We start from the raw sequence: 23,291 nt of genomic DNA, 5'->3' as shown, positions 1-23,291 counted from the left end.
AGGCTCCTATTTTTTTATTTCAGATGCCTAAAATTAAATATGCTATGATATAATTACATTGAGAAATTTTAAAATACAAAGAAATATATAAACAGAGTTCTTAGCTTCTTCGAAGCTTTAGAAATCGTTATCCAGGGACGTAGCTGCTCTTTACTCCCACTTTGAAGAAGATGGGGGGGGTTAGAGCAGGTAGTCATAGGATAATTTTTATATAAAGGTTACATAATATTTTATATAGCATAATGCAGGACGGAGGCTTTTATGATTAAGGAAGTAATAGTGGTAGAGGGACGAGATGATGTGACAGCTGTAAAAAGAGCTGTTGATGCTGAAGTAATATCAGTTAGTGGATTTGGTATAAATAGTAAAGTTATTGAAAGAATAAAAGAGGCTAATAAGAGACAAGGGGTAATAGTTTTAACAGACCCTGATTTTGCTGGAGAAAAAATAAGAAGAATTATAGCTAAAAGAGTCCCTAATATTAAGCATGCTTATATAACTCAAAGTGAAGGAAGAAAAGGTGATAATATAGGAGTTGAAAATGCTTCACCAGAAACTATTATCAAGGCTTTAAATGGAGCAAAGTGTGAATTAAAAGAGCCTAGACATGAGTTTACTATACAAGATATGCACTATTTTAGATTAACAGCAGATAAAGATGCTAAAAAAAGAAGAGATGCTATTGGAAGAGAATTAGGAATAGGGTATAGTAATACAAATCAGCTATTAACTAGATTAAATAATTATGGTATATCTAAGGATGAGTTTGTAGAAGCTATGAAGAAGGTAGATAAGGAGATTTAGTATGGATAAATTAAATACAAAAGAACTAGTTGAAAAATATAATTTTAAGTTTACTAAAAGTTTAGGACAAAATTTTTTAACTGATTACACAGTGCTTGAGGATATTGTAGAAGGTGCAAATATAACTGAGAATGACTACGTAATAGAGATAGGTCCAGGTGTTGGAACTTTAACTAGGGAGTTACTTAAAAGGGCTAAAAGAGTTACTAGTATAGAGTTAGATTCTAGATTAATACCTATTTTGGAATCAGAGTTATCTAGTTATGAGAATTTTAGTTTAATAAATAAAGATGCTTTAAAGGTAAATTATAGAGAACTAATAGGTGAAGAAAAAAGTGTAAAGGTAGTAGCTAATTTACCATATTATGTAACTACGCCTATAATAGCAAATCTTTTAAATGATAAATTAGATATAAAATCTATAACTATTATGATTCAAAAGGAAGTTGCAGAACGAATTAATGGAGAACCAAGTACTAAAGAATATGGAGCATTTACTCTACTTGCAAAGTATTATTGTGATACAAAAATTATAAGGAATGTACCTCCAAGTTGTTTTATACCATCTCCTAAAGTAGATTCTATAGTTATTAGATTAGATAAATTAGATAAACCTAGAGTTGAAGTGAAGGATGAAAAACTTTTCTTTAATATAATAAGGCAGTCTTTTAATATGAGAAGAAAAACTCTATGGAATAGTATGAAGGCTATAGGATTATCTAAGGAACTGCAAGAAAAGGCTTTTGAAGATGCGGGTATTAATCCAACTAGAAGAGGTGAAACTCTAACAATAGAAGAGTTTGCTACTTTAGCAAATAAGATATACGAGATTCGCCTTAAATAGACGAATCTTTTTTCTTATAAAAATAAATAAAGAATATCCTTCATTTTTTATACATAATAGTCATATATTATAATGTATAAATAAAAATGGAGGTAGAGAGTATGCCGTCTAGAAAAAGCTATAATAGATTTTTTATAATATTACAAGAAGATCAAAAAGGATATGGACTAGATTCCAATAAAACACCTTCAGGCTACGCTAAGTTAGAGGTAAGAAATGATAAAGCAAAAGCCTCATTTTATGCTCAAAATCTTAAAAAGCAAAAGGGCCCATACTTTATGATTTTAATAGTTCAAGGAAACAATGGTAATGAACTAATAAATCTTGGTCGAATCAATATAGATGATGGCGGAAAAGCTGATGTTAGCAATGAGTTTGATGCCAATAATTTAGTAAATACAAACATAGGTATGAACAAGGTGCAAGGAGCAGCTATTGGTAAGATAAGTGCAGATAAAGTTATGCCTGTAATGGTAGGGTTTATTGGAGGGGAAGAGCTTAAAAACTGGCAGAACTATCCTCTAGCTAAGAGTGATAGTAATACTGTAAAAGAAAATAATAGTACAACTACACCAGTAAAAGAAACTCCAAAATCAGATAATGGAAATATGAATAAAGTAGTGCCTCAAATTCAAAATACAAATTTAGGGCAGCAAGAAAGTAATGCTGGAATTATACAAAACAACACCAATAATATACAGCAACAAACAGGAGTACCACAAAATACAGGAACTGATAATACTCAACAACAAACAGGAATGCCACAAAATATAGGAACTGATAATACAAACATTACTAATACTCCATATGGTGGAATTATTCCTAATATACCTGGAAGTACTTCTACTCCTATTCCTAATATCAATATACCTGGAATCACCCCTACTCCAATGTCTAATACAAGGAGCGATGAAAATTATATAAGTGATGAAGTAGATATTATTGATGTTGAAGAAATTGAACCTTTAGTAAAGAATGATCTAATAAATGAACAATTAGAAAGTAATGATGAAGACTATATTGATGATGAGAATAGAATATTTGAAGAATATGAAAAAGAAATAGAAAGGTTAAAAGATTATAGAAAAAAACACTCTAAAAAGAAGAATAAATATGATGATTGTAAGGTGAAAAAATCATATGATTATGACGATATAGATAAAAAATGTGAAGATTGCAAACCTGAGAAACATAAAAAAAGTGAATGGAATGATAAGGATTATCCAATGGGAACTATGGGTAAATTTTTTAAAGAAGTTATCTATGGCTTAGAAAAGATTGGTAGTAATGAGAATATTAAAAATTGTTTTTGGTACAAAGCTCATGTAAAAAAATTAGAGGATATGTATTGTGTTTATGATTACAATAAATATTCTGTGGTGTTCTACCCTATGATTTGCTATTATCCTTATATATCACGACATGGAAATTTCATGGTTGGATATAAATGTGATGATGAAGGTAATTTAAAATATATTATATATGCAATACCAGGCACAAGAGATTTGGCAGACCAACCATATGAAGGAAAGACTGGTTTCGTAACTTTCATGCCAGATGAAGATAATGATAAAACAGGTCATTGGTTAATGTATTATGATATAAAAGGCAATACTGTGGTTGTACCAGTTAAGAGGTAAGATAATATGTGAATTTAAAACTCCGAATTTTATTCGGAGTTTATTCTATTTTTTGAAAAAGGGACATAGTATATTAATAAAGGGAGGGTAACATATGAAATTAGTAGATGATAATATGAGAAAATTAGGATTAGCAATAATACTAGCAGGGCTTATGATAGTTATATTAGGAGTTGGAAAATATTTTGAAGAAAGTCTAAGAACAGCTACATTAACTCAGAATAGTATGGTTGAATTTAAGCAATATGATATTCTAGATGGTAAAATAAAATATAAGTTGCCTAGTAGCTGGTTAACTACAATAAAAGAGAATAAAGATGATAAAATTGTATACTTAAATGAATTTGTTTCAGATGATGCTAATACTTATGGTTCTATAGAGCTTATAAGTAACAGCGAAGGTGTTAAAGCAACAATAGATAAGTGCATAGCAGATGTAGAGGGTATGGGAATAAAAGACTATAAAAAAGAAAAAGTGAAGATAGATAATATAGAATTAGATTATATTAAGTATGATTTAAAAAGTAGTAAAGAAAATGTAAAAAGAACCTATGAATATTATGTTCCATACGATGATTATGTGGCTAGAATAACATTTATAATTAGTGATAAAAAAGCTAGAGAGAATACACAAGTGGTATTTGAAAATATAGTTAAAACTTTTTCCTTTGAAAAGTAAAAGAGTTATTTGATTTAATGTATAACAACTATTATAATAAAACATATGATAAAGAATGAAAAATTCTAAGAATTTTTCAAGTGGAGGGCAAAGGTGAGAAGAGTAAAAAGTAATTTTATAGTTATATTATTAATAATATCATCATTACTAATTTCCGCTTGTGGTATAAGGGGAAATAGTGATTTTAACTATATGCAAGAAAGGAACATTATGAAGGTTACAATTCAGAGTACTAGAGATAAAAGTTATAAGTTTACTGTTACTGACAAAGATGTAATAAATGATATATATAGTATACTTTCTAGTGCAAGTGTTGTTGAAGAAAAGTCAACTTTAGACCCAGACTATACTCTGGAGATATATGAGAGCCCAACAGAATTTAAGACCTTTAATTATGTAGCTGGACTTGACAAAAAGGATGGGGCAAATCTGTATAATGATGATAATAAGTATATTGTTTCTAAGAGGCTTGATAATGATATCATAAAAAACTTTGCAAATATAAGAAAACCTATCGACTTTGAGTATGTATATTATACTTCTATTTTAAGTTGTATAGATAAGTACGTATCCGCTAATAAAGATGCAGGTAATGTTGGAGTTAATGTATCTAGTGATAATATGGCTGCACGTTTTCAAATATCCACAGAGATTGAGGAATTTAAGAAGAAAGTAAATAAACTTAAATCAGTAACATTCATGGATACCTCTGTTACCAGAGATGATTTTAATGTAGTTATGAATATAAAAACAGAAGGATATACATCTAAGAAATATAAAGGTATTGTTACATTTGAAAAGACTAAAAATGCTTCCTCTACTAGCTATTATATAAGTAACGTTTATGATCGTGGAGAATGGAAGTTTAGCATAAGTGATGAAAAACCGGAAGATTTCTAAAAGTAAAATAAATATAGTAATTAAAAGGATATAGCATGATGATTGAATGATCGTCATGCTATATCCTTTTTAAATTATTTTATATAGAATTATTAGTATAAGGAGCTAATCTTTTTGTAAGACTATTTAAATTTATAACTGAGCATACAGCTATGCAAATTATACAATCTATAAGAATATAAGTACCATTATATACTAGTGAATATACTGCTGGAGTTAAGTTATATTTAGCAGCATAACTTCCCCAAAAAATTATTCCAGCTATGTAATGAAATGTAAATCGTGCAAAGAAAGCAACTATTATAGCTAAATATTTATTTTTCTTAAAAAATCCTGAAAGTCCAATTGCCATAAAAGGCAGAGTATAGTCAAAAAGAACTTGAATGGGGTGAAGAATATATGTAGGCCCTATAACGAAGTTTAATATACCATACACAAAGCCAGTGAACATTCCTATAGTAGGTCCATAAATTAAAGATATTATAATTATAGGTAGCATACTAGCAAGAGTTGCACTTCCACCTAAAGGAAATTCAAAAAATTTGAAAAATTGAAGAATTACCGACATGGCAACTGCTAAAGCTATATGAGTTGTTAACCTAGAAGTAAACTTGATGTGTTTAACTTTTATAAACACACATAATAGAATTAGGACACCAAGTAAGGTGGCAAGAGTTGTCCAACTAGCTAGAATATTTTTCATATTTTCTAAGATATTCATAAAGAGTCCTCCTTAAATTAAGTAGTGCTAAGGACTAATGTTAAAGCAGAAGTTATACTCTGAAAAAAGCCATGTTCGTAAGAACACGGCTAAATAACTAAGCATTAACTTAAGCTTATTAATCGCTTCCCTACGCTAGCATTATCTAGGTCAGGTAAAGGGTAATGAAAAATCATTTCTCAGCCGGAGCACCCCTAGCACAATATATTATTTTATATTTTCATAATAGCATACATAGTTTTATAGTTCAATAGAGCCCTATATAAACCGAATAAAAATAGAGACCACGAATTTAAATCGTGTCTCTAAAATGATGAATAATACATATTTCTTTAAAATATATATCTATAATTTTGTAACATTTGCTGCTTGAGGGCCTCTATCCCCACTAACTATTTCAAATTGAACTTTTTGTCCTTCATCAAGGACCTTATAGCCATCTCCCGTTACAGCAGAGAAATGTACAAATACATCTTCATGACCTTCCATAGATATAAATCCAAACCCTTTTTCACTATTAAACCATTTTACTGTTCCTACTTCCATATAATCTCCGTTAAGCAACTTAAATAGTTGCACCCTTTTCAACATACTCAGTTTTGCGGTGCTACTCCTGTTGGTCGTGTACTCGAGGGCATCAAATCTTAATATTATTAAGATAAGCACGGAATCTCCTTTCAAAATATTTGACCATATCTAACTTCTTAGATATTAACTATAGTGTTCTCAATTTGAAACTTTTTATACTATTTTATTATACGTTTAGCAACATAATATCTATTACTATAATAAGCAGAATTTAAATTAGAAACTCTTACGCAATCACCAGGTTGAGGAGCTTGGATAAATAAATCATTACCTTTATAGATTCCTACGTGAGATATATCATTAGGATCATCATCGTTAGTAGTAAAGAAAATTAAATCTCCAGGTTTTAAATCCTTACGATCAACGACGATACCTTGATGTACTTGATAGTATGTAGATCTTTCTAGGCATATTCCTAGTTGCTTGTACACATATTGAACAAGACCAGAACAATCAAAGCCTACAGGGGTAAATCCACCCCAAAGGTATGGAACTCCAAGATATTCTTCAGCTTTAGCAACTATATCTTCTCCAGTATAACTACTTTGTATAAGAGGAGTTTCCTTTACTATGGGATTTGATGATTGATTTTCATCAGCTATGGTTACATAGTCACCGCTAATATATCCATTAGTATTACCTACCTTAACATTATACCAACCATTAGTATAAGAAATTATAGGTAGCTTACTACCATATCTTACTGTAGTAACTATACTATAACTAGTACTAGCACCAGAACGAACATTTAAAGCATCAGCATTAACAATTGCAACTTTACCTTCCACAGTGTGAGAAGGTGGAGTCGTCTCAGGTGGGGTAACGGTACCAGGAGTAGTTTCAGTATTATTATTGTTTGATATAAATTCTGAACTTACAAAGGCCGTACCACTTTTAAATTTAATTTTGTGCCAACCGTTACTAGTAGATAATATTTCAACTTTAGAATTTTTATATAGAGTACCAACTATCTTAGAGCTAGTATTTGCACCAGAACGAACATTTAAAGCATCTGCTTTAACAATGCCTGTAGATATAACGGTATTGTTGTTAGAGGAATTATTGTTTCCGCTACTTGAGTTATTATTACCAGAATTATTTGAAGAAATGGTAATATATTCAGCGCTGACAAAGCCAATAGCATTATTATACTTAATTTTGTGCCAACCATTACTAGTAGATATTATTTGTACTGTAGCATTTTTACGAAGGGAACCAATAATTTTATTACTAGTGCTTGCTCCAGAACGAACATTTAGAGCATCTGCATTAACGATACCATTAGATTTAACGGTACTATCAGAAGAGTTACTATTGTTATTATTAGTATTACCATTACCTGAGTTTGAATTACTTGAAGAAGTATTAATGTACTCAGTACTAACGAAACCAGTAGTATTATTATATTTAATTTTATGCCAACCATTGCTAGTAGATATTATTTGCACTTTGGCATTTTTAGAAAGAGATCCAATAATTCTACTGCTAGTATTACCTGCAGAACGAACATTTAAGGCAGTAGCAGTAACAATTCCAGTTTTAGATGCTTGTACTGTATTAGAATTACTATCTAGCTTTACATATTCTCCAGAAATCCAACCAGTAGTGTTATTATATTTAATTTTATACCATCCATTTGCTATCTCTAGAATTGATACTTTAGTATTATAATTTATTTTACCAATAATGTTACTACTAGTATTATGATTTGATCTTATATTTAATACATCTGCAGTTATAGTTCCTGTAACTGTAGAGTTGTATGAAGAATTCGAAGTTTGAGCTGGATCAGCTATAGCTATAACTTGCATAGAAGTAGCAATGGCTGTACCCGTTGCAAGTGTACATAAAACTTTCAATGCTTTATCATTCATTAATTAACAGTCCTTTCTCAATAATATTTCCCCATAGAATATATTTCATATTATTACTTAAATTATAAGGTAAAAAATGATATATAACAACAAATAACATCAAATACATTTATATTTTTTTAATTGAATAGAACTCTAATCTAGTTTTAAGATTAGAGTTCAAAAATTTTAACTAAATTTACACCTTCTAAAGGTGGGTTTATAGTTAATGTATGAGATTTTATATTCACAGCATTTTTCATAAAAGATATGAAATTTTCTATTCCATGAACAGGAAAATCTATATGTGGAACTTTATAATGCATTGGAATTACTAATTTACTTTGGATTTTATTGCAAAGAGTGGCAGCAATTTCAGGAGCAATGGTAAAATTACTCCCTACTGGGATGAAGAGTATATCTACAGTACCTAATAAATCTAATTCTTCAGCTGTTAGCATATGTCCAAGATCGCCTAAATGACATAGTTTTAAGTTATCCGTTTCTATTAAATAAATTATATTATCACCGCGTTTAGCTCCCTTTATATTGTCATGATAAGATGGAAAGCCTTGAATTTTAATAGAAGAGCTTTCATATGAGCAAGGTGTGTTTATAATAATTGCACCAGGGTTTATTAAATCCGTATAGTTATGATCAAAATGGTCATGACTGATGGTAACTATATCTACAGAACCTTTATAGGGCGTTCCACCTAAACATTTATTAAAAGGATCCATAAGTATCTTTTCTCCATGAGAATTTTCAAGTAGAAAGCAAGAATGTCCAAACCAAGTAATTACCATAGTTAGTACCTCCTAATTAAGTAAAGTTAACTATTTAGTCTATTTTAATTATTAACAGCTTTGCTTAATTTATGCTTTAGTATGTAAAAAGAACATTTTAATTTAATAAGAAGACTACAATAATAAGATGACTACAATAATAAGAGTAGATGCAATTGTAATAGATTAAATAATATTTTAGTATGTTATTAGAAATAAAGCCCTTTACATTAAAATTTTTATATAATATAATAGATGTAAAATTAATTTACAACATAGTACATATAAAAGCTGAGAATAGGACAGTACTCTAAAAGGTAGCTTAAAGAGAGTGGGGGTAGGTGAAAACCCATAGTGAATAATTAGAGGAAGATCACCTAGGAGCTGAGAACTGAAATTTAGTAAGTTTTTCCGTATTTCTGCGTTAAGGAATAGGATATGTTAGTATCCGAAATTATTAACACTGTAGGTGGTATAGCGAAGTAACTTCGTCCTTAGTAGGGCGGAGTTTTAATTTTTATCCATGATATATGAGATTAATTAATTAATGCTATGGATAAAATTAAGGCTAGATACTATTAAATTAATTTTACCTTATAATTACTTAACAATATTTAAATGATTCCATGAGATTAACCAGAAATGGTACAGATAAACTATGTAAGGAGGAAAAATATATGTATAAGAAAATTGATAACTCAAAGTCTTTTATGGACATTGAGAAAGATATGTTAAAGCTTTGGGAAGAAAAAGACGTAATACAAAAGAACTTCGACTTAAATGATGAAGGTGAATATTTTACGTTCTATGATGGTCCACCAACAGCTAATGGTAAACCACACATAGGTCACGTTATAACTAGAGTTATGAAAGATATAATCCCAAGATATAAAGTTATGAAAGGTTATAAGGTTTTAAGAAAAGCTGGATGGGATACTCATGGTCTTCCAGTAGAACTTGAAATTGAAAAGAAACTTGGAATTTCAGGAAAACCTGAGATTGAAAAGTATGGAGTAGAAGAATTTGTTACTCAATGTAAAGATAGTGTATTCTCTTACGTTGAAATGTGGAGAGAAATGTCTGAAAGGCTTGGTTACTGGGTTGACATGGAAAATCCATATGTAACTTATCACAATGATTATATAGAATCAGTATGGTGGGCTTTAAAGCAAATGTGGAATAAGGATTTATTATATAAAGGACACAAAGTAATGCCTTATTGCCCAAGATGTGGAACTACCTTATCATCTCACGAAGTAGCACAGGGCTATAAAGATGTAAAGGATAGCTCAGCTTATGTAAAATTTAAACTAAAAGATGAGGACAAATATGTATTAGTATGGACAACAACTCCTTGGACATTACCAAGTAACGTTGCTCTTGCTGTTAATAAATCTTATGATTATGTAGAAGTTTTACATGAAGGTGAATATCTAATTCTTTCAAGAACTCTTTTAAACAAACTTCGAGGCGAATATGAAGTAGTATCTGAATTTAAAGGAGAAACATTGCTTGGAAAAGAATATGAGCAAATGTTTAAGTTCGAAGTGCCTGAAGAAAAAGCATTTTATATAGTTCATGGAGACTTTGTAACATTAACAGATGGTACTGGAATAGTTCATATAGCACCTGCTTATGGAGATGACGATAATCAATTAGGAAAGAAATATGGTCTTCCTATGATTAATCTAGTAGATGGGGAAGGTAACTTTGTTCCAGCAGTAACTCCTTGGGCTGGAATATTTGTAAAAAAAGCAGATGAGAAGATTTTAGCTTATTTAAAAGAAAATAATATTCTTTATAAAAGTGAGAAGTTTACACACTCATATCCACATTGCTGGAGATGCGATACGCCACTTCTTTATTATCCAAGAGAAAGTTGGTTTGTAAGAATGTCTTCAGTAAGGGATCAACTTATTCAAAATAATAATAAAATAAATTGGATGCCTGACAATGTAAAAACAGGTAGAATGGGTAAATTCCTTGAGAATGTAATTGACTGGGGAATTTCTAGAAATAGATATTGGGGTACTCCACTTCCAATTTGGGAATGTGAATGTGGACACAGAGAGTTAATAGGAAGTGTTGAAGAACTTAAGGAAAAAGGTGTAAGTGTACCAGATGGTATAGAGCTCCATAAGCCATATATTGATAGGGTTAAGGTTACTTGTCCACACTGTCAAAAAGAAATGACAAGGGTTGAAGAAGTTATAGACTGTTGGTTTGACTCAGGTTCAATGCCATTTGCTCAATATCACTATCCTTTTGAAAATAAAGAACTATTTGAAGCAAACTTCCCAGCACAGTTTATTTCTGAAGCTGTAGACCAAACAAGAGGATGGTTCTATACACTTCTTGCTATTTCTACAACTGTGTTTGAGAATAATCCTTTTGAAAATTGTATAGTACTAGGACACGTTTTAGACAAAGATGGACTTAAGATGTCTAAACATAAAGGAAATGTACTTAGTCCATTTACAGTACTTGAAAATGAAGGCGCAGATGCTTTAAGATGGTATTTCTATACTGGTAGTGCACCATGGCTTCCATCAAGATTCTATGAAGAGGCTGTTATAGAAGCTCAAAGAAAATTTATAGGAACTCTATGGAATGTGTATTCATTCTATGTTCTATATGCAGAATTAGACAATTTTAATCCAATAGATTATAAAGATTTTAAATCAGAAAATGTAATGGATAAATGGATGATGTCTAAACTGAATACATTAGTTAAAAATATAGATGAGCATTTAGAAAACTACAGAATAACTCAAGGAGCTAAAGAACTAGAAGATTTTGTAGATGAATTATCTAACTGGTATGTTAGAAGAAACAGAGCAAGATTCTGGGGTGAAGAGCTTACAGAGGATAAGATAGGTGCTTACATGACTTTATATAGAGTACTTGTATCATTCTCTAAAATAGCTGCACCGTTTATACCATTTATAACTGAAGAGTTATATCAAAATCTTGTTGTTGCTTTTGATAAGGATGCAGAAGAGAGTGTTCACCTATGTAAATGGCCAGAATACGTTAAAGCTGATGTAGATGTGGTATTAGAAGATGAAATGGATAAGGCGTATAAGATAGTTAAGCTTGGAAGAAGTGCAAGAAATGGGGCTAATATTAAGAATAGACAGCCACTTGGAAAAATGCTTGTATCTGTAGACTCACTTCCAGAATATTATGGAGACATAGTTAAGGATGAGCTTAATATTAAACAAGTAGAACTAGGATCAGACCTTTCTAAATATGTTAACTTTGAAATAAAACCTAATCTTCCAGTACTAGGAAAGGCTTACGGAAAAATGATTCCAGGAATCAGAAAAGGTATAGCCTCAATGAATCAAATGGATCTTGCACAAAGAGTAAATAATGGTAATGTGGTTACAATAAATGTAGATGGAACTGAAATAGAGTTAAATAAAGAAAATCTACTTGTAACAATGCAGGGCTTAGAAGGATTTGCTTTTGCTGGAGAAGGTGAAATAGGTGTAGTATTAGATACAAATATTTCAGAAGAACTTAGAGAAGAAGGTCACATAAGAGAAGTTCTAAGCAAAATACAAAACATGAGAAAAGAAACAGGATTTGAAGTTTCAGACAAGATAAACTTATACTTTGCTGGAAATGAAGTCTTAGAGAATGTAATAAGAAAGTTTGAAAATCAAATAAAGAAAGATACATTAGCATTAACCGTAGCCTATAATAGTGATAAGGCTATAAATGAAGTTAAAATTAATGGTGAAAAGTTATTGTTACATGTAGAAAGAGTTTAGTAATAATATGTTAAATTAAAATATTAAGTAGTTTAGATGGAGTTAATATGATAATAGATTGCTCCATCTAAACTTTATAATTATACTTTACTTTATAGTATAAATAAGGTATATATGTATTAAAAAATATGCAGAATAATAAGAGAGGTGATATATAGTGGCAGCGTCAATTAAAGATGTAGCAAAAGAAGCAAATGTTTCTATTGCAACAGTTTCAAGAGTACTAAATGATATAGATGTAGTTAATCAAGAGACAAAGCAAAGAGTTCTAGATGCAATAGACAAGTTAGATTATAGACCAAATATTTTAGCAAGAAGCTTAAAGACTCAAAGGTCAAGCACAATTGGTATAATAATACCAGATATATCAAATTCCCTTTACCCTGAGATTGTAAGAGGGGCAGAGGACTTAGCCAGTATTTATAATTATAATATAATGTTATGTAATACTGATCTAGACAAGAGTAGAGAAAAAGAAAGTTTTAATATATTAAGAGAGAAGATGGTAGACGGTATAATATATATGGGAGACCGTCTAGATAAAGAGATAAAGGCAGCTATAAAATCTGTTGGCACTCCTGTAGTATCAATAGGTGCTATGGATGATGAAGGGGATGTTCCTAGTGTAGGTATAGATAGTTATACTGCTGCCTATGATGCTGTAAATTATTTATTCTCAAAAAATAATAAAAACATAGCATATATAGGATACATTAAAGAAAATGCTACTGAATATAAAAAGATGTATCATGGCTATAAAGACGCCATGGATGAAGAGAATTGTTTCAATGAAAAACTAGTTTATCTTGGAAGTTTAAAATATGAGGACGGCTTTGAAGGAATCACTCATATTATAAAAGATAATAAGGTTGATGCAGTTTTATGTGGAAGTGATCAATCAGCTCTTGGAGTTATAAATGCTTTAAGAGAAAAAGGAATTAGGGTACCAGAAGATATAAATGTTATAGGCTTTGATAATATAGCATTATCAGGAGTATTTTATCCTAAGCTTACTACAGTTTCTCGTCCCCTATACGATATGGGCTCTGTGGGAATGAGACTTCTTATAAAGCTTGTAAATAAAATTCCAGTTGAAGAGACTTATTATAGATTACCATATAACATAGTTGAAAGAGATTCTTGTAAGAAATAAATAGAATTAAATATAAAATAATTTAAACAATAAAAAAGTGGATTTTAAAATCCACTTTTTTATTGTTTATCTATCTAAGGATACTTTCCCCATAAGTTTATTAGCCTTATTATCAGATACATTTTTTATAGATGAACTTTTACCTTCTTTAATAAAGGTTCCCTTAGTGGTCATAGGATCTGAAAAGACTCCAGCACCATTTATACATCCACCATTACACATCATTCCTTCAATAAAATTACCTTGTAGTTTATTTATTTTTGCCATGTTTAAAGCTTTTTTTATTTCTGTAGAACCTGAAACTTTTACTGGTTTAAATTCTATATTAATATTTTCTGTGCTAACATAATTTTCTATAGCAGCAGTAAGTCCACCAGCCATACCAAAGCCCCTACCTAAAGTTGAGCCATCTTCAAGGGTCTCTTCACTGCAGTTTTCAGGATTGGTATTGAAAGCATCTAATATAGCACAAAGCTCTTCAAAGGTTAGCACGTAGTCAATAACTCCAGCTACATCCGGTCTTTTAGCTTCAGCTTTCTTAGCTGTACATGGACCGATAAATACTATTTTAGCATCAGGAGTTTCATTTTTTATAGCACGTCCCATTGCAATCATTGGAGATATCGTATTGGAGATGTGAGAAATCTCAGTAGGAAACTTTTTCTCAATGTAGCTAAAGAAGCCTGGACAACAAGAATTAGTCATATAATTTTGTCCATTTTCCATTCTCTCTACAAATTCATTAGCTTCGCGCATTGTTACCATATCTGCACCACAAGATGCTTCAAACACATCAGAAAATCCAATAGCTTTCAATGAAGATTTAATTTGACCTATTGAAACATTATTGCCCATTTGACCTGAAATTGATGGGGCAACGATTGCAATCATGTTGTGCTTTTTCTGATATAATTTTTTAGATACAGGAGCTACAAGACTTTTATCAGATATAGCACCAAAAGGACAAGCTGTCATACAAGCTCCACATTGAATACAGTCATCTTCATTAATAATAGCACGTCTAGTGATTTCATCTACCTTGAGAGCTCCAGTTGGACATGAAGTTTTACAAGGACGACGAACTTCGGATATAGCATTGTAAGGGCAAATTTTCTTACAAAGTCCACATTCTTTACATAATTCTTGATTTATATATGATTTACCACCTACAGTCATCATGGCATTAGCAGGACATACTTCCTTACATTTATGAGTAATACAACCTCTACAAGCCTCTGTAACTGTATATTTGTCTATGGGGCATCTATCACAAGCAGCCTCTATGACGTACATAATTTGTTCGTTATTTTTAATATCAATAAGATCACTATATTCATCCCCTATAGGCATATATCCAGCAGCCAGTTTAGCTCTTTGATTTACTATGGCACGCTCTTTGAAAATACAGCATCTATATGCAGGAGTATCTTTATCAACTATAAATTTATGAATATTGAATATTTCTTTGGTATTTAGATTATCATTAATAGATAAAAGGACAATTTGTTTTAGAACCTCATGCTTAATCTTTTTTAACGATGTATCAAAAGTAAACAATAAAATCCCTCCTAATTTCATAACATTGTTAATTTTTTAACCAAAACTAATTATAGCATCATTTAATTTTTATGCAATAGGTTAAGCATTGAAAAATAAAATTTGGTAAAAATATAATAGTGATGATAAATATATTTGAAATTAGGGTCACATAGTTATATACTAATAAAGGTTTAATTATTGGTTAAAAAATTAAGTATTTATACCCATGAAATTTATTTTATTTAAAATAGAAATAAATATAATAATAAAAACATAGAATTAATAAAGAAGATATTTTAACGTGGTATTAAAAGGATTATAATAAAATTTTATGATGAAGAAAATATTTTAACTATAAGAAGACTGAGAGAAGGAGGAGATTATAATGAGTAATAAAATTAATCTTATATGGAAAAGTGAAGAGAACAATAGTTTTGTAATAGGGGAGATTTTAAATAGTGACCATAGATACTACTTTAGATATAATCTAGAAGAAGTGAAAAGGGCTATGGAAGAAGGATTTAATCTATTAGAAGGGTTCCCAAGAGTAAATTCAAAATATTTTAGTGAAGAACCATTTAAATTATTTACTAATTGGATTGAAGAAGATCAGAAAGTTAATGATTTAACTTTTGATATGTTTAAAGGATTTGCTTATGGGCAATTCAGATTTGAAGAGAATAATAAATATAGTAATGAAGAAATAGCATAAAGGAAAGAGCAAAATATATTTATTATGTTTTGCTCTTTGTTTAAATGAAACAAGTCAATATAGGAAAGTTATGATGTAACTTGTAAATATATGATATAATAATAGTATTATACTGATAATTTATCGATATTTGGAGGAAGTTGATATGATAAGATGTTGGACAAAGATATTAGGTTGTTTATTTATATTGTTAACATTCAATATAATGAGTGCATATGGAATAGATATGGACTATATTTGTGGTATAGATAGGTATGAAACAGCATCTATTATTGCATCTAAAATGCAATATTCTTCTGTTATTTTAGTTAATGGAAATTCATTAGCAGATGGACTTTCTGCTAGTGGGTTAAGTGGTGCAGTAAACTCTCCAATCTTACTGACTCAATCCAATAGCCTACCAGAAGTAACGCTTAACAGGCTGAAAAAAGCAAGTACTGTATACATTGTAGGTGGAAAGGGCGTAATTTCCTCCAATATAGAGTCAAAGATAACCGAGATGGGTAAAAAGGCTATAAGGATTGGTGGAAAAGATAGATATGATACATCTATTTTAATAGCAAATAAAATTGAAGAAATAAATGATATAGAAGAAATATATTATGTAAATGGAATTAATGGAGAAGCTGATGCTATGAGTATAGCACCAGTAGCAGCAAGGAAAGGAAATCCTGTAATCTTAACAGATGGTAATTCAACTAAGTATAGAAAAAATGTACAAGCTTACTCTATAGGTGGTACTGGAGTTATGAGCGCTAATTTTAATAGTTTTTCTACTAGGGTTGATGGAATAGATAGATTTGATACTAATAGGAATGTTATTAATCAATTTTTCCACGATAAAAGTCATGTTAATTTAAGCAAGTCCCATGTATTAGTTGATGCATTAACAGCTTCAGTATTAAAGGAACCTGTAGTTTTAGTTTCGGATGATTCGGATAAGAGTATAATTGCAGGTGCTAACAGTGCTACTGTTTTAGGAAATATAAGTGATATTGCTATAAGTCGTGCTAAGAGTTATTTATACGGAGATAAAGTGGTATTCTATGTGCAACATCAAGATGATGAAACTATTTTTGGGGGAAGCACTGTAATAGATGCTATAAAGTCTGTAGGAAGTAACAATGTTTATATGGTTCTAGTTACAGATGGAAGTGGATCTAACGTATTTAATTACGAAAGATACAAGGGTCTTACACATGAGCAGAAGGTAAATTTAAGATACAATGAATTTAAAGCAGCAATAGGTAGATTAGGGGTAAAATTAGAAAATGTAGTATTTCTAAATCAACCAGAAGATAAAATAAATAATGAACTTTTAAAAGATACTGTATTGTATTTTGAAAATACCTTTAAAAATGTAACACACATTACCCATAGTTATAAATATGAAACCCATCTGCAACACATAGCTACAGGAAATACAGTTAACAGTTTGTATGTAAATGGACTTATAAAAGATTGTAGATTTTTAGCTAGAGAGGATAAAATCTCAGGAATTTCAAGACATCAATTAATAGAAAGTGTTGCAGATAATAATGAAGAAAAGAAAAAAGTTCTTAATGCATGTAGTGAGTATAAATTAGATAATAAAGATATGATAAGAGAAGGGATAGGTTATAAATCGGTAAGTAAATTATTTATAAGATTAACATCTAATCCAAAAGTACCGTCATATATTCATGAATCTGGGATATAGTTAAGAATTGGCTTAAGATAGTTAGTCTTAGGTCAATTTTTATATTGTTAATAAAGTTAATAAATCTTATTTATTAAAAGTTATAAAATAATACATTATATTGATTATATTATATATATTGTAGTAAAATACTAAGTATGTAAAATTGTTTTAAGGAATTAGATAAACACATTACTTATAATTCTTGATTAAAATATAATTTTATATATTCATATAAAATAGGAAATTAGGTGGTAGATAATATGAAGAAATTTTTTAAGAAGTATAAATTAAATAAAGGTGAGATCTTAGCAATGATTATGTTAACTTTATTCTTAATTAGCGCGTATTTACTTTATGTACTTCAAGAAGCTAAGGAAATACCATTTATTTATAATCAGTTCTAGTAGGAGGAAGTTATGAAAAAATCATTTATTATAGTTATACCAATAATAGTAGCAATAATATTTATTTCTATATTTAATTTAATAGTAAACAGAGAAATTGAACAATTAAAAAGTAGTAAAGATTTAGCAACCATTAAGCATGCTTATGGTGGAGATATTAAGAAAAATGGAGTTGAATTTAGAGATATATCTTTAGAAAACAATGATTTAATGCTATTGGGATCATCAGAATTAAACAATCCTGTTCCACAAAATCCTGTTAACTTATTTCCGTTTAATGATAGTAAATATGACATAAGTATATTTGGAAGTGCACATGTTCAAGATCTTCAACATGCAATTATGCTAGGTGGAGGTGACAATTATAATAATTCTAAGGTAGCATTGGTAGCTTCGCTACAATGGTTTTGGAATAAGGATGGCATAGGTAGTGAAAAATTTATTCCATTATTTTCTGATTTGCAATTCTATCAGTTTCTAAATAATCCTAAAATATCAAAGGAAAATAAAACATATTTAGCAAAGAGAGTTGCTACTTTGTTAAAAGACTCTGATATATATCAAGAGGAGAGAGGCTATGCAGAATTATTTATAGGAGAAACTTTCATTGATAAAGTAAAATATAATTGTCTTCTACCTTATTTTAAAACAAAACAGAAGTTACTTGAAACTAGAGATAAGATTGCTCTTTTAAAAGAGATGAAATCACTACCAGACAAATCTAATGTTAATACTGTAAAATCAATAGACTTTAAGGAGCAGTATAAAATTGCTGAGAGCCAGGGTATGGAGAAGGTTTCTAATAATATGTTTAATGCATCTGATGAATATTACAATAAATATTTAAAAGATAAAGAGTCTAGTCTTAAAAATGCATATAAAGATATAGATATTTTAGATTCAGCAGAATTTGAAGATTTTAAGTTTCTACTAAGTGTATGTAAGGATTTAGGCATTAAACCATATATAATTTTAATGAATGTAAATGGTTGGTATTATGATTATACAGGAATTTTAGAGGAGGAAAGAACACAGTTTTATAATAAATTAGAAAGTATAGCTAAAGATAATAATTTTGATGTATTAAACTTACAAAAGCATGAATATGAAAAGTATTATTTAACTGATGTAATGCATTTAGGATGGAAAGGCTGGCTAAATGTATCAGAAGAAATGAGTAATCATTTTAAAGATTAATATAAAGGTGGTAACAAAAGTGAATTTATTACTTAAAATAAGAGAGTATTCAATAGATAAAAAAATGGCAGTTATTTGCGATGAAGAAAAACTTACATATGAAGAGCTAGACAAGCTTTCTGATGAATTTGCAGCATACATGATAGAAAAGTATAGAGATGATAAGTCACCTATTGTTATTTACGGTAATAAGGATAATCTTATACTAGTATTAATTGTAGGAGCATTGAAATCTGGTAGAGCATATGTTCCTTTGGATGTAACGTTTCCTATAGAAAGAGTTAATCAGGTAATAAACGAGGTGAATCCTAAAGTTATAGTAAATTTTACAAATAGTCTTATAGATAATGATAATGTTTTTAGTAAAGAAGAAATGTTAACAGAAATAAAAAGATATAAGGGAGCTATAGTATCTCCGGATAATTGGCTAAAAGAAAATGAGAATGCCTATATATTATTTACATCAGGTAGTACAGGCTTACCAAAAGGAGTGCAGATAACTAAAAATAATATAGACTCTTTTACAAATTGGTTTGAAAAATTTCTTAAAATAAATAAAGAGAATGATGTGATTATGAATCAAGTATCTTATTCATTTGATGTATCAGTAATACCAATTTATTTAGGGTTGATTTGTGGTAAAACATTATTTAGCTTATCAAAAGATACACTAGAGGACTTTAAACGATTATTTAATGCTTTAAAGACTTCAAACATAAAGATATGGGTTTCTACACCTGCATTGGCTGAAATATGTATTAAAGACAGTAATTTTAATAAGGAATTAATGCCTAAACTAAACACATTCGTATTTGCTGGAGAGGTATTATCTAAGAAGCTAGTAAAAGAACTTATGTTAAGATTTCCTGGAGCTAGGATAATAAATGGATATGGTCCAACTGAGGGAACAGTATTATTATCAGCAGTTGATGTAAATGAAGAAATGATTGAAGATAGTAGAGAAATACCAATAGGATATCCAATGGAGGGTGCTATTCTTAAAATTGTAGATGAAAATGGTAATACTGTGACAGAAGGAGAAAAAGGAGAATTACTAGCTATTGGAAATAGCATAAGTAAGGGATATTTTAAGAATGAGGAAATTACTAAAAAGGTATTTTTCAACGAAGATATAGAAGGTAAACTACTTAGAGGTTATAGAACTGGAGATTTAGCTTACTATGATGGTAATATGATTTATTATTGCGGAAGAAAGGATTTCCAAATAAAACTAAATGGATTTAGAATAGAGCTTGAAGACATAGAAAATAATTTAAGAAGAGTAAATATTGTTAATAACTGTGCAGTATTTCCTATATATAAGGATGACAAGATATCTCATATAATGGGTGCAGTTACATTAAATGAAGATAACGGATTAAGTAATCTTAGAAACTCTATATTAATAAAAGATGAATTAAAGCAGTATATACCATCTTATATGATTCCGAGAAATATTAAGATAATAAAACAATTCCCTATAAATACTAATGGGAAAATAGATAGAAAAAGACTTATGGAGGAAATAAAATGATAAAGTTAACACAGTATGGAGATTATTTCTATCTGTATATACTATTATTATCACTTATTCCAGCTATAGTCTTGGGTATAAAGGGCAAGAATATAAAACCCTATGGTATATTATTATCCATATTTATGGTAGGAGTGATTATAGGAGTAAAGTCAGTAGGAATTGTATTATTTATAATGTTTTTACTAGGAGAAATCATATTAATCAATTCATACTTAGAGATACGGGATAGAACAGATAATAAATTTATATATTACTTAGTACTATTTTTATCAATGTTACCAATAATAATAACAAAGGTATCAGTTAAATCAATCTATGGGCCTATAGGATTTATTGGATTATCTTATTTGAACTTTAAGGCTATACAGATAATTATAGAGATATATGATGGGACTATAAAAGGAATTAAGTTTTCTACTTTAGTATATTTTATTATATTTTTCCCAACATTAAGTTCAGGTCCCATTGATAGGTATAGAAGGTTTGAAGAAAATATAAATACTAAAATAGAGAAAGAGGATTATATAAATAATTACTTATTTGAAGGATTGAAAAGAATAATTAGGGGAGTAGGATATAAGTTTGTAATAGCGTATATTATAAATACTCTATGGATGAGTAAAATTCCAGCGGATATAACATTCTTAAATAGTTTGAACTATATGTATGCTTATAGTTTATATTTATTCTTTGATTTTGCGGGATATAGCTCTTTCGCAGTGGGTACAAGCTATATTATTGGTATTAAAACACCAGAGAATTTTGACAAACCATTTCTTAGTAAGGATATGAAGGAGTTTTGGACAAGATGGCATATATCTCTTTCAAGGTGGTTTGGAGATTATCTATACTCTAGAATTCTTTTAAACTCTATGAGAAAGAAAAGATTTAAAGATAGATTTAGGGCATCTCATTTTGCTCAAATGATAACTATGCTTATAATGGGAGTTTGGCATGGATTAGAAGTATTCTATATAATATATGGAATATATCAAGGTACTGTTTTGGTACTTACAGATATATTACAAAGAAAATCTAAGTTTTATAAAAAACATAAAAAAGAGAAATGGTTTCAAAGAGTTCAGGTTTTAATTAATTTCCATGTAGCTTCTTTTGGATTATTGTTATTCTCAGGGTACTTATTTACTCATAAATAAAGATAAAAATTTAATAATATTGATAAATATATAATATATAGAATGTATAATAAAATTAGATAAATTAAGTTTTAGGAGGAAAATTAAATGAAAGAAAAGGTATTAGATATATTTGAAGAAGTAACTGGAACTGATGAAATAAGAGAGGATTTAGACTTAGATTTATTTGAGGCTGGATTATTAGATTCATTAGGAATTATAGAAGTGTTACTAAAAATAGAAGAGGTATTTGGTATTAAGCTTCAACCAACAGATTTAGAAAGAAAAGATATGGCTACTACTAATAATTTGAGTGCATTTCTAAGTAGTAGAGTTTAATATAAAATATCAACATAAATATAAAGGTTTTATAAGTAGAGAATGTTAATGTATATTAAAATATCTTAGCATTCTCTATTTATATAAATAGAGATGAGTTTTATTTTTATAGAACATAATTGTGAAATAGGATATAATATATCTGTTAGATAGGAATAAGAAATAGAGTGCATAATAGGTTATATATGGATTTGTATCAAAGCTTATGATTCATAAGACAATATAAATCAATTAAAAGAAAAAAAGGAAGTGTAATTTATGAATTATATATCGGAAAAAGCCACCATTGGTACCAATGTTAAGGTAGGAAAATTTACAGTTATTGAAGATAACGTTACTATAGGAGATAACTGCATTATTGGTCATAATGTAGTTATTCATGAGGATACTATAATAAAAGATAATGTTAGGATAGATGATAATACTGTTATAGGTAAAACTCCGATGAGGGGAATAAACAGTATATTTAAAGATGAAGAGAAGTTACCAAACTGCACCATAGGAGAAGGGTGTTTAATCGGTGCTACTACTATAATTTATAGAGGAGCAATCATAGGAGATAAAACATTAATTGCAGACATGGCAACTATAAGAGAAAATGTAACTATAGGAGAAAAAACAGTTATAGGAAGAGGCTCAACTGTAGAAAACTTCTGCGTTGTGGGATCAAATTGTAAGATTCAAACTAATGTATATTTAACTGCATATTCTACTGTGGAGGATTATGTATTTATAGCACCTTGTGTTGTAACTTCGAATGATAATTATGCAGCCCGTTCAAAGGAGAGATTTGGAAAGTTCAAAGGTATTACAATTAAAAATGGTGGTAGACTTGGAGCTGGAGCAGTAGTACTTCCAGGTAAGATTGTAGAAGAGGAAGGATTTGCAGCAGCGGGGTCTTTAGTTACAAAGGATGTACCAGCTAGAAAAGTAGTAGTTGGAAGTCCAGCAAAAGTTTTAAGAGATGTACCAGGGGATCAACTTCTAGAGAATCAGTAGG

At 29.6% G+C, this 23,291-nt stretch carries 20 protein-coding genes, 1 riboswitch and 1 other annotated feature; of the genes, 15 read left to right on the top strand and 5 right to left on the bottom strand.

All coding sequences use genetic code 11. The features are described 5' to 3' along the window. Positions 1–261: 261 nt before the first annotated feature. The 5 genes from rnmV (at position 262) to B2S02_RS10015 (ending at position 4,867) form a co-directional block, all read left to right on the top strand. Positions 262–804 (top strand): ribonuclease M5, encoded by a 543-nt coding sequence (gene rnmV / locus B2S02_RS10035; protein ID WP_035130849.1) that lies wholly within the window; start codon positions 262–264, stop codon positions 802–804. A gap of 1 nt (position 805) precedes the next feature. Continuing rightward, positions 806–1,648: a 16S rRNA (adenine(1518)-N(6)/adenine(1519)-N(6))-dimethyltransferase RsmA gene (gene rsmA / locus B2S02_RS10030; RefSeq protein ID WP_346846949.1), complete on the top strand. Its 843-nt coding sequence runs from the start codon at positions 806–808 to the stop codon at positions 1,646–1,648. A 101-nt stretch (positions 1,649–1,749) separates the two neighbouring features. Beyond that, positions 1,750–3,288: a hypothetical protein gene (locus tag B2S02_RS10025; protein WP_346920663.1), complete on the top strand. Its 1,539-nt coding sequence runs from the start codon at positions 1,750–1,752 to the stop codon at positions 3,286–3,288. 94 nt (positions 3,289–3,382) lie between these two features. Then, a complete protein-coding gene (locus B2S02_RS10020) occupies positions 3,383–3,967 on the top strand; it encodes a hypothetical protein (RefSeq protein ID WP_346846951.1) in 585 nt (194 codons plus the stop codon). Positions 3,968–4,060: 93 nt separating this feature from the next. Next, entirely contained in the window at positions 4,061–4,867 is an 807-nt protein-coding gene (locus tag B2S02_RS10015; protein WP_346846952.1) for a hypothetical protein, read from the top strand. A gap of 79 nt (positions 4,868–4,946) precedes the next feature. On the opposite strand, the gene thiT is transcribed toward B2S02_RS10015, so the two are convergent. The 4 genes from thiT to B2S02_RS09995 form a co-directional block, all read right to left on the bottom strand. After that, the gene (thiT, locus tag B2S02_RS10010) at positions 4,947–5,588 is read right to left on the bottom strand and encodes an energy-coupled thiamine transporter ThiT (protein WP_346846953.1); all 642 of its coding nucleotides are present in this window, start codon (positions 5,586–5,588) and stop codon (positions 4,947–4,949) included. Between the two features lie 110 nt (positions 5,589–5,698). After that, a riboswitch (TPP riboswitch) is annotated at positions 5,699–5,794 on the bottom strand. Positions 5,795–5,933: 139 nt separating this feature from the next. Continuing rightward, a complete protein-coding gene (locus tag B2S02_RS10005; RefSeq protein WP_346847425.1) occupies positions 5,934–6,134 on the bottom strand; it encodes a cold-shock protein in 201 nt (66 codons plus the stop codon). Positions 6,135–6,334: 200 nt separating this feature from the next. Then, the gene (locus tag B2S02_RS10000; protein ID WP_346920662.1) at positions 6,335–8,050 is read right to left on the bottom strand and encodes an SH3 domain-containing protein; all 1,716 of its coding nucleotides are present in this window, start codon (positions 8,048–8,050) and stop codon (positions 6,335–6,337) included. Positions 8,051–8,202: 152 nt separating this feature from the next. After that, positions 8,203–8,835: an MBL fold metallo-hydrolase gene (locus B2S02_RS09995; RefSeq protein WP_346877502.1), complete on the bottom strand. Its 633-nt coding sequence runs from the start codon at positions 8,833–8,835 to the stop codon at positions 8,203–8,205. Positions 8,836–9,098: 263 nt separating this feature from the next. Further along, positions 9,099–9,313: a binding site (T-box leader), on the top strand. 178 nt (positions 9,314–9,491) lie between these two features. On the opposite strand from B2S02_RS09995, the gene ileS reads away from it, so the two are divergent. Together ileS and B2S02_RS09985 are read left to right on the top strand one after the other, a co-directional pair. Then, on the top strand, positions 9,492–12,593 hold the full coding sequence (ileS, locus tag B2S02_RS09990) for an isoleucine--tRNA ligase (protein ID WP_346846956.1): 3,102 nt from the start codon (positions 9,492–9,494) through the stop codon (positions 12,591–12,593). A 157-nt stretch (positions 12,594–12,750) separates the two neighbouring features. After that, positions 12,751–13,746 (top strand): LacI family DNA-binding transcriptional regulator, encoded by a 996-nt coding sequence (locus tag B2S02_RS09985; RefSeq protein WP_035130868.1) that lies wholly within the window; start codon positions 12,751–12,753, stop codon positions 13,744–13,746. Positions 13,747–13,812: 66 nt separating this feature from the next. Here B2S02_RS09985 and B2S02_RS09980 read toward each other — a convergent pair whose 3' ends face one another. After that, complete coding sequence (locus B2S02_RS09980; protein ID WP_346920661.1) at positions 13,813–15,303, bottom strand: 4Fe-4S dicluster domain-containing protein; 1,491 nt, start codon at positions 15,301–15,303, stop codon at positions 13,813–13,815. 367 nt (positions 15,304–15,670) lie between these two features. On the opposite strand from B2S02_RS09980, the gene B2S02_RS09975 reads away from it, so the two are divergent. The 8 genes from B2S02_RS09975 to B2S02_RS09940 all read left to right on the top strand — a co-directional run bounded on the left by B2S02_RS09975 (position 15,671) and on the right by B2S02_RS09940 (position 23,290). After that, positions 15,671–15,997 carry a hypothetical protein gene (locus tag B2S02_RS09975; protein WP_346846958.1) on the top strand — a complete coding sequence of 109 codons (327 nt, stop codon included), beginning with the start codon at positions 15,671–15,673 and terminating at the stop codon, positions 15,995–15,997. A gap of 145 nt (positions 15,998–16,142) precedes the next feature. Next, the gene (locus tag B2S02_RS09970) at positions 16,143–17,696 is read left to right on the top strand and encodes a cell wall-binding repeat-containing protein (protein ID WP_346846959.1); all 1,554 of its coding nucleotides are present in this window, start codon (positions 16,143–16,145) and stop codon (positions 17,694–17,696) included. A 242-nt stretch (positions 17,697–17,938) separates the two neighbouring features. Next, positions 17,939–18,082 (top strand): hypothetical protein, encoded by a 144-nt coding sequence (locus B2S02_RS09965; RefSeq protein ID WP_346846960.1) that lies wholly within the window; start codon positions 17,939–17,941, stop codon positions 18,080–18,082. 12 nt (positions 18,083–18,094) lie between these two features. Further along, entirely contained in the window at positions 18,095–19,279 is a 1,185-nt protein-coding gene (gene dltD, locus B2S02_RS09960) for a D-alanyl-lipoteichoic acid biosynthesis protein DltD (protein ID WP_346920660.1), read from the top strand. Positions 19,280–19,298: 19 nt separating this feature from the next. Next, positions 19,299–20,813: a D-alanine--poly(phosphoribitol) ligase subunit DltA gene (gene dltA, locus B2S02_RS09955; protein WP_346878029.1), complete on the top strand. Its 1,515-nt coding sequence runs from the start codon at positions 19,299–19,301 to the stop codon at positions 20,811–20,813. Further along, positions 20,813–21,973 (top strand): D-alanyl-lipoteichoic acid biosynthesis protein DltB, encoded by a 1,161-nt coding sequence (gene dltB / locus B2S02_RS09950; RefSeq protein WP_346920678.1) that lies wholly within the window; start codon positions 20,813–20,815, stop codon positions 21,971–21,973. Before dltA ends, dltB begins: the two co-directional genes overlap by 1 nt. 87 nt (positions 21,974–22,060) lie before the next feature. Continuing rightward, positions 22,061–22,291, top strand: a complete 231-nt coding sequence (gene dltC, locus B2S02_RS09945; RefSeq protein WP_346846963.1) for a D-alanine--poly(phosphoribitol) ligase subunit DltC — start codon at positions 22,061–22,063, stop codon at positions 22,289–22,291. Positions 22,292–22,549: 258 nt separating this feature from the next. After that, positions 22,550–23,290, top strand: a complete 741-nt coding sequence (locus B2S02_RS09940) for an N-acetyltransferase (protein WP_346846964.1) — start codon at positions 22,550–22,552, stop codon at positions 23,288–23,290. The last annotated feature ends 1 nt before the right edge of the window (position 23,291 follow it).

Source organism: Clostridium sp. UBA7339 (genome assembly GCF_002470865.1).
GTDB classification, from domain to species: domain Bacteria; phylum Bacillota; class Clostridia; order Clostridiales; family Clostridiaceae; genus Clostridium_J; species Clostridium_J sulfidigenes.
The sequence above is the reverse complement of the archived record's forward strand: the minus strand, read 5'-3'. Positions and strand labels throughout refer to the sequence as shown.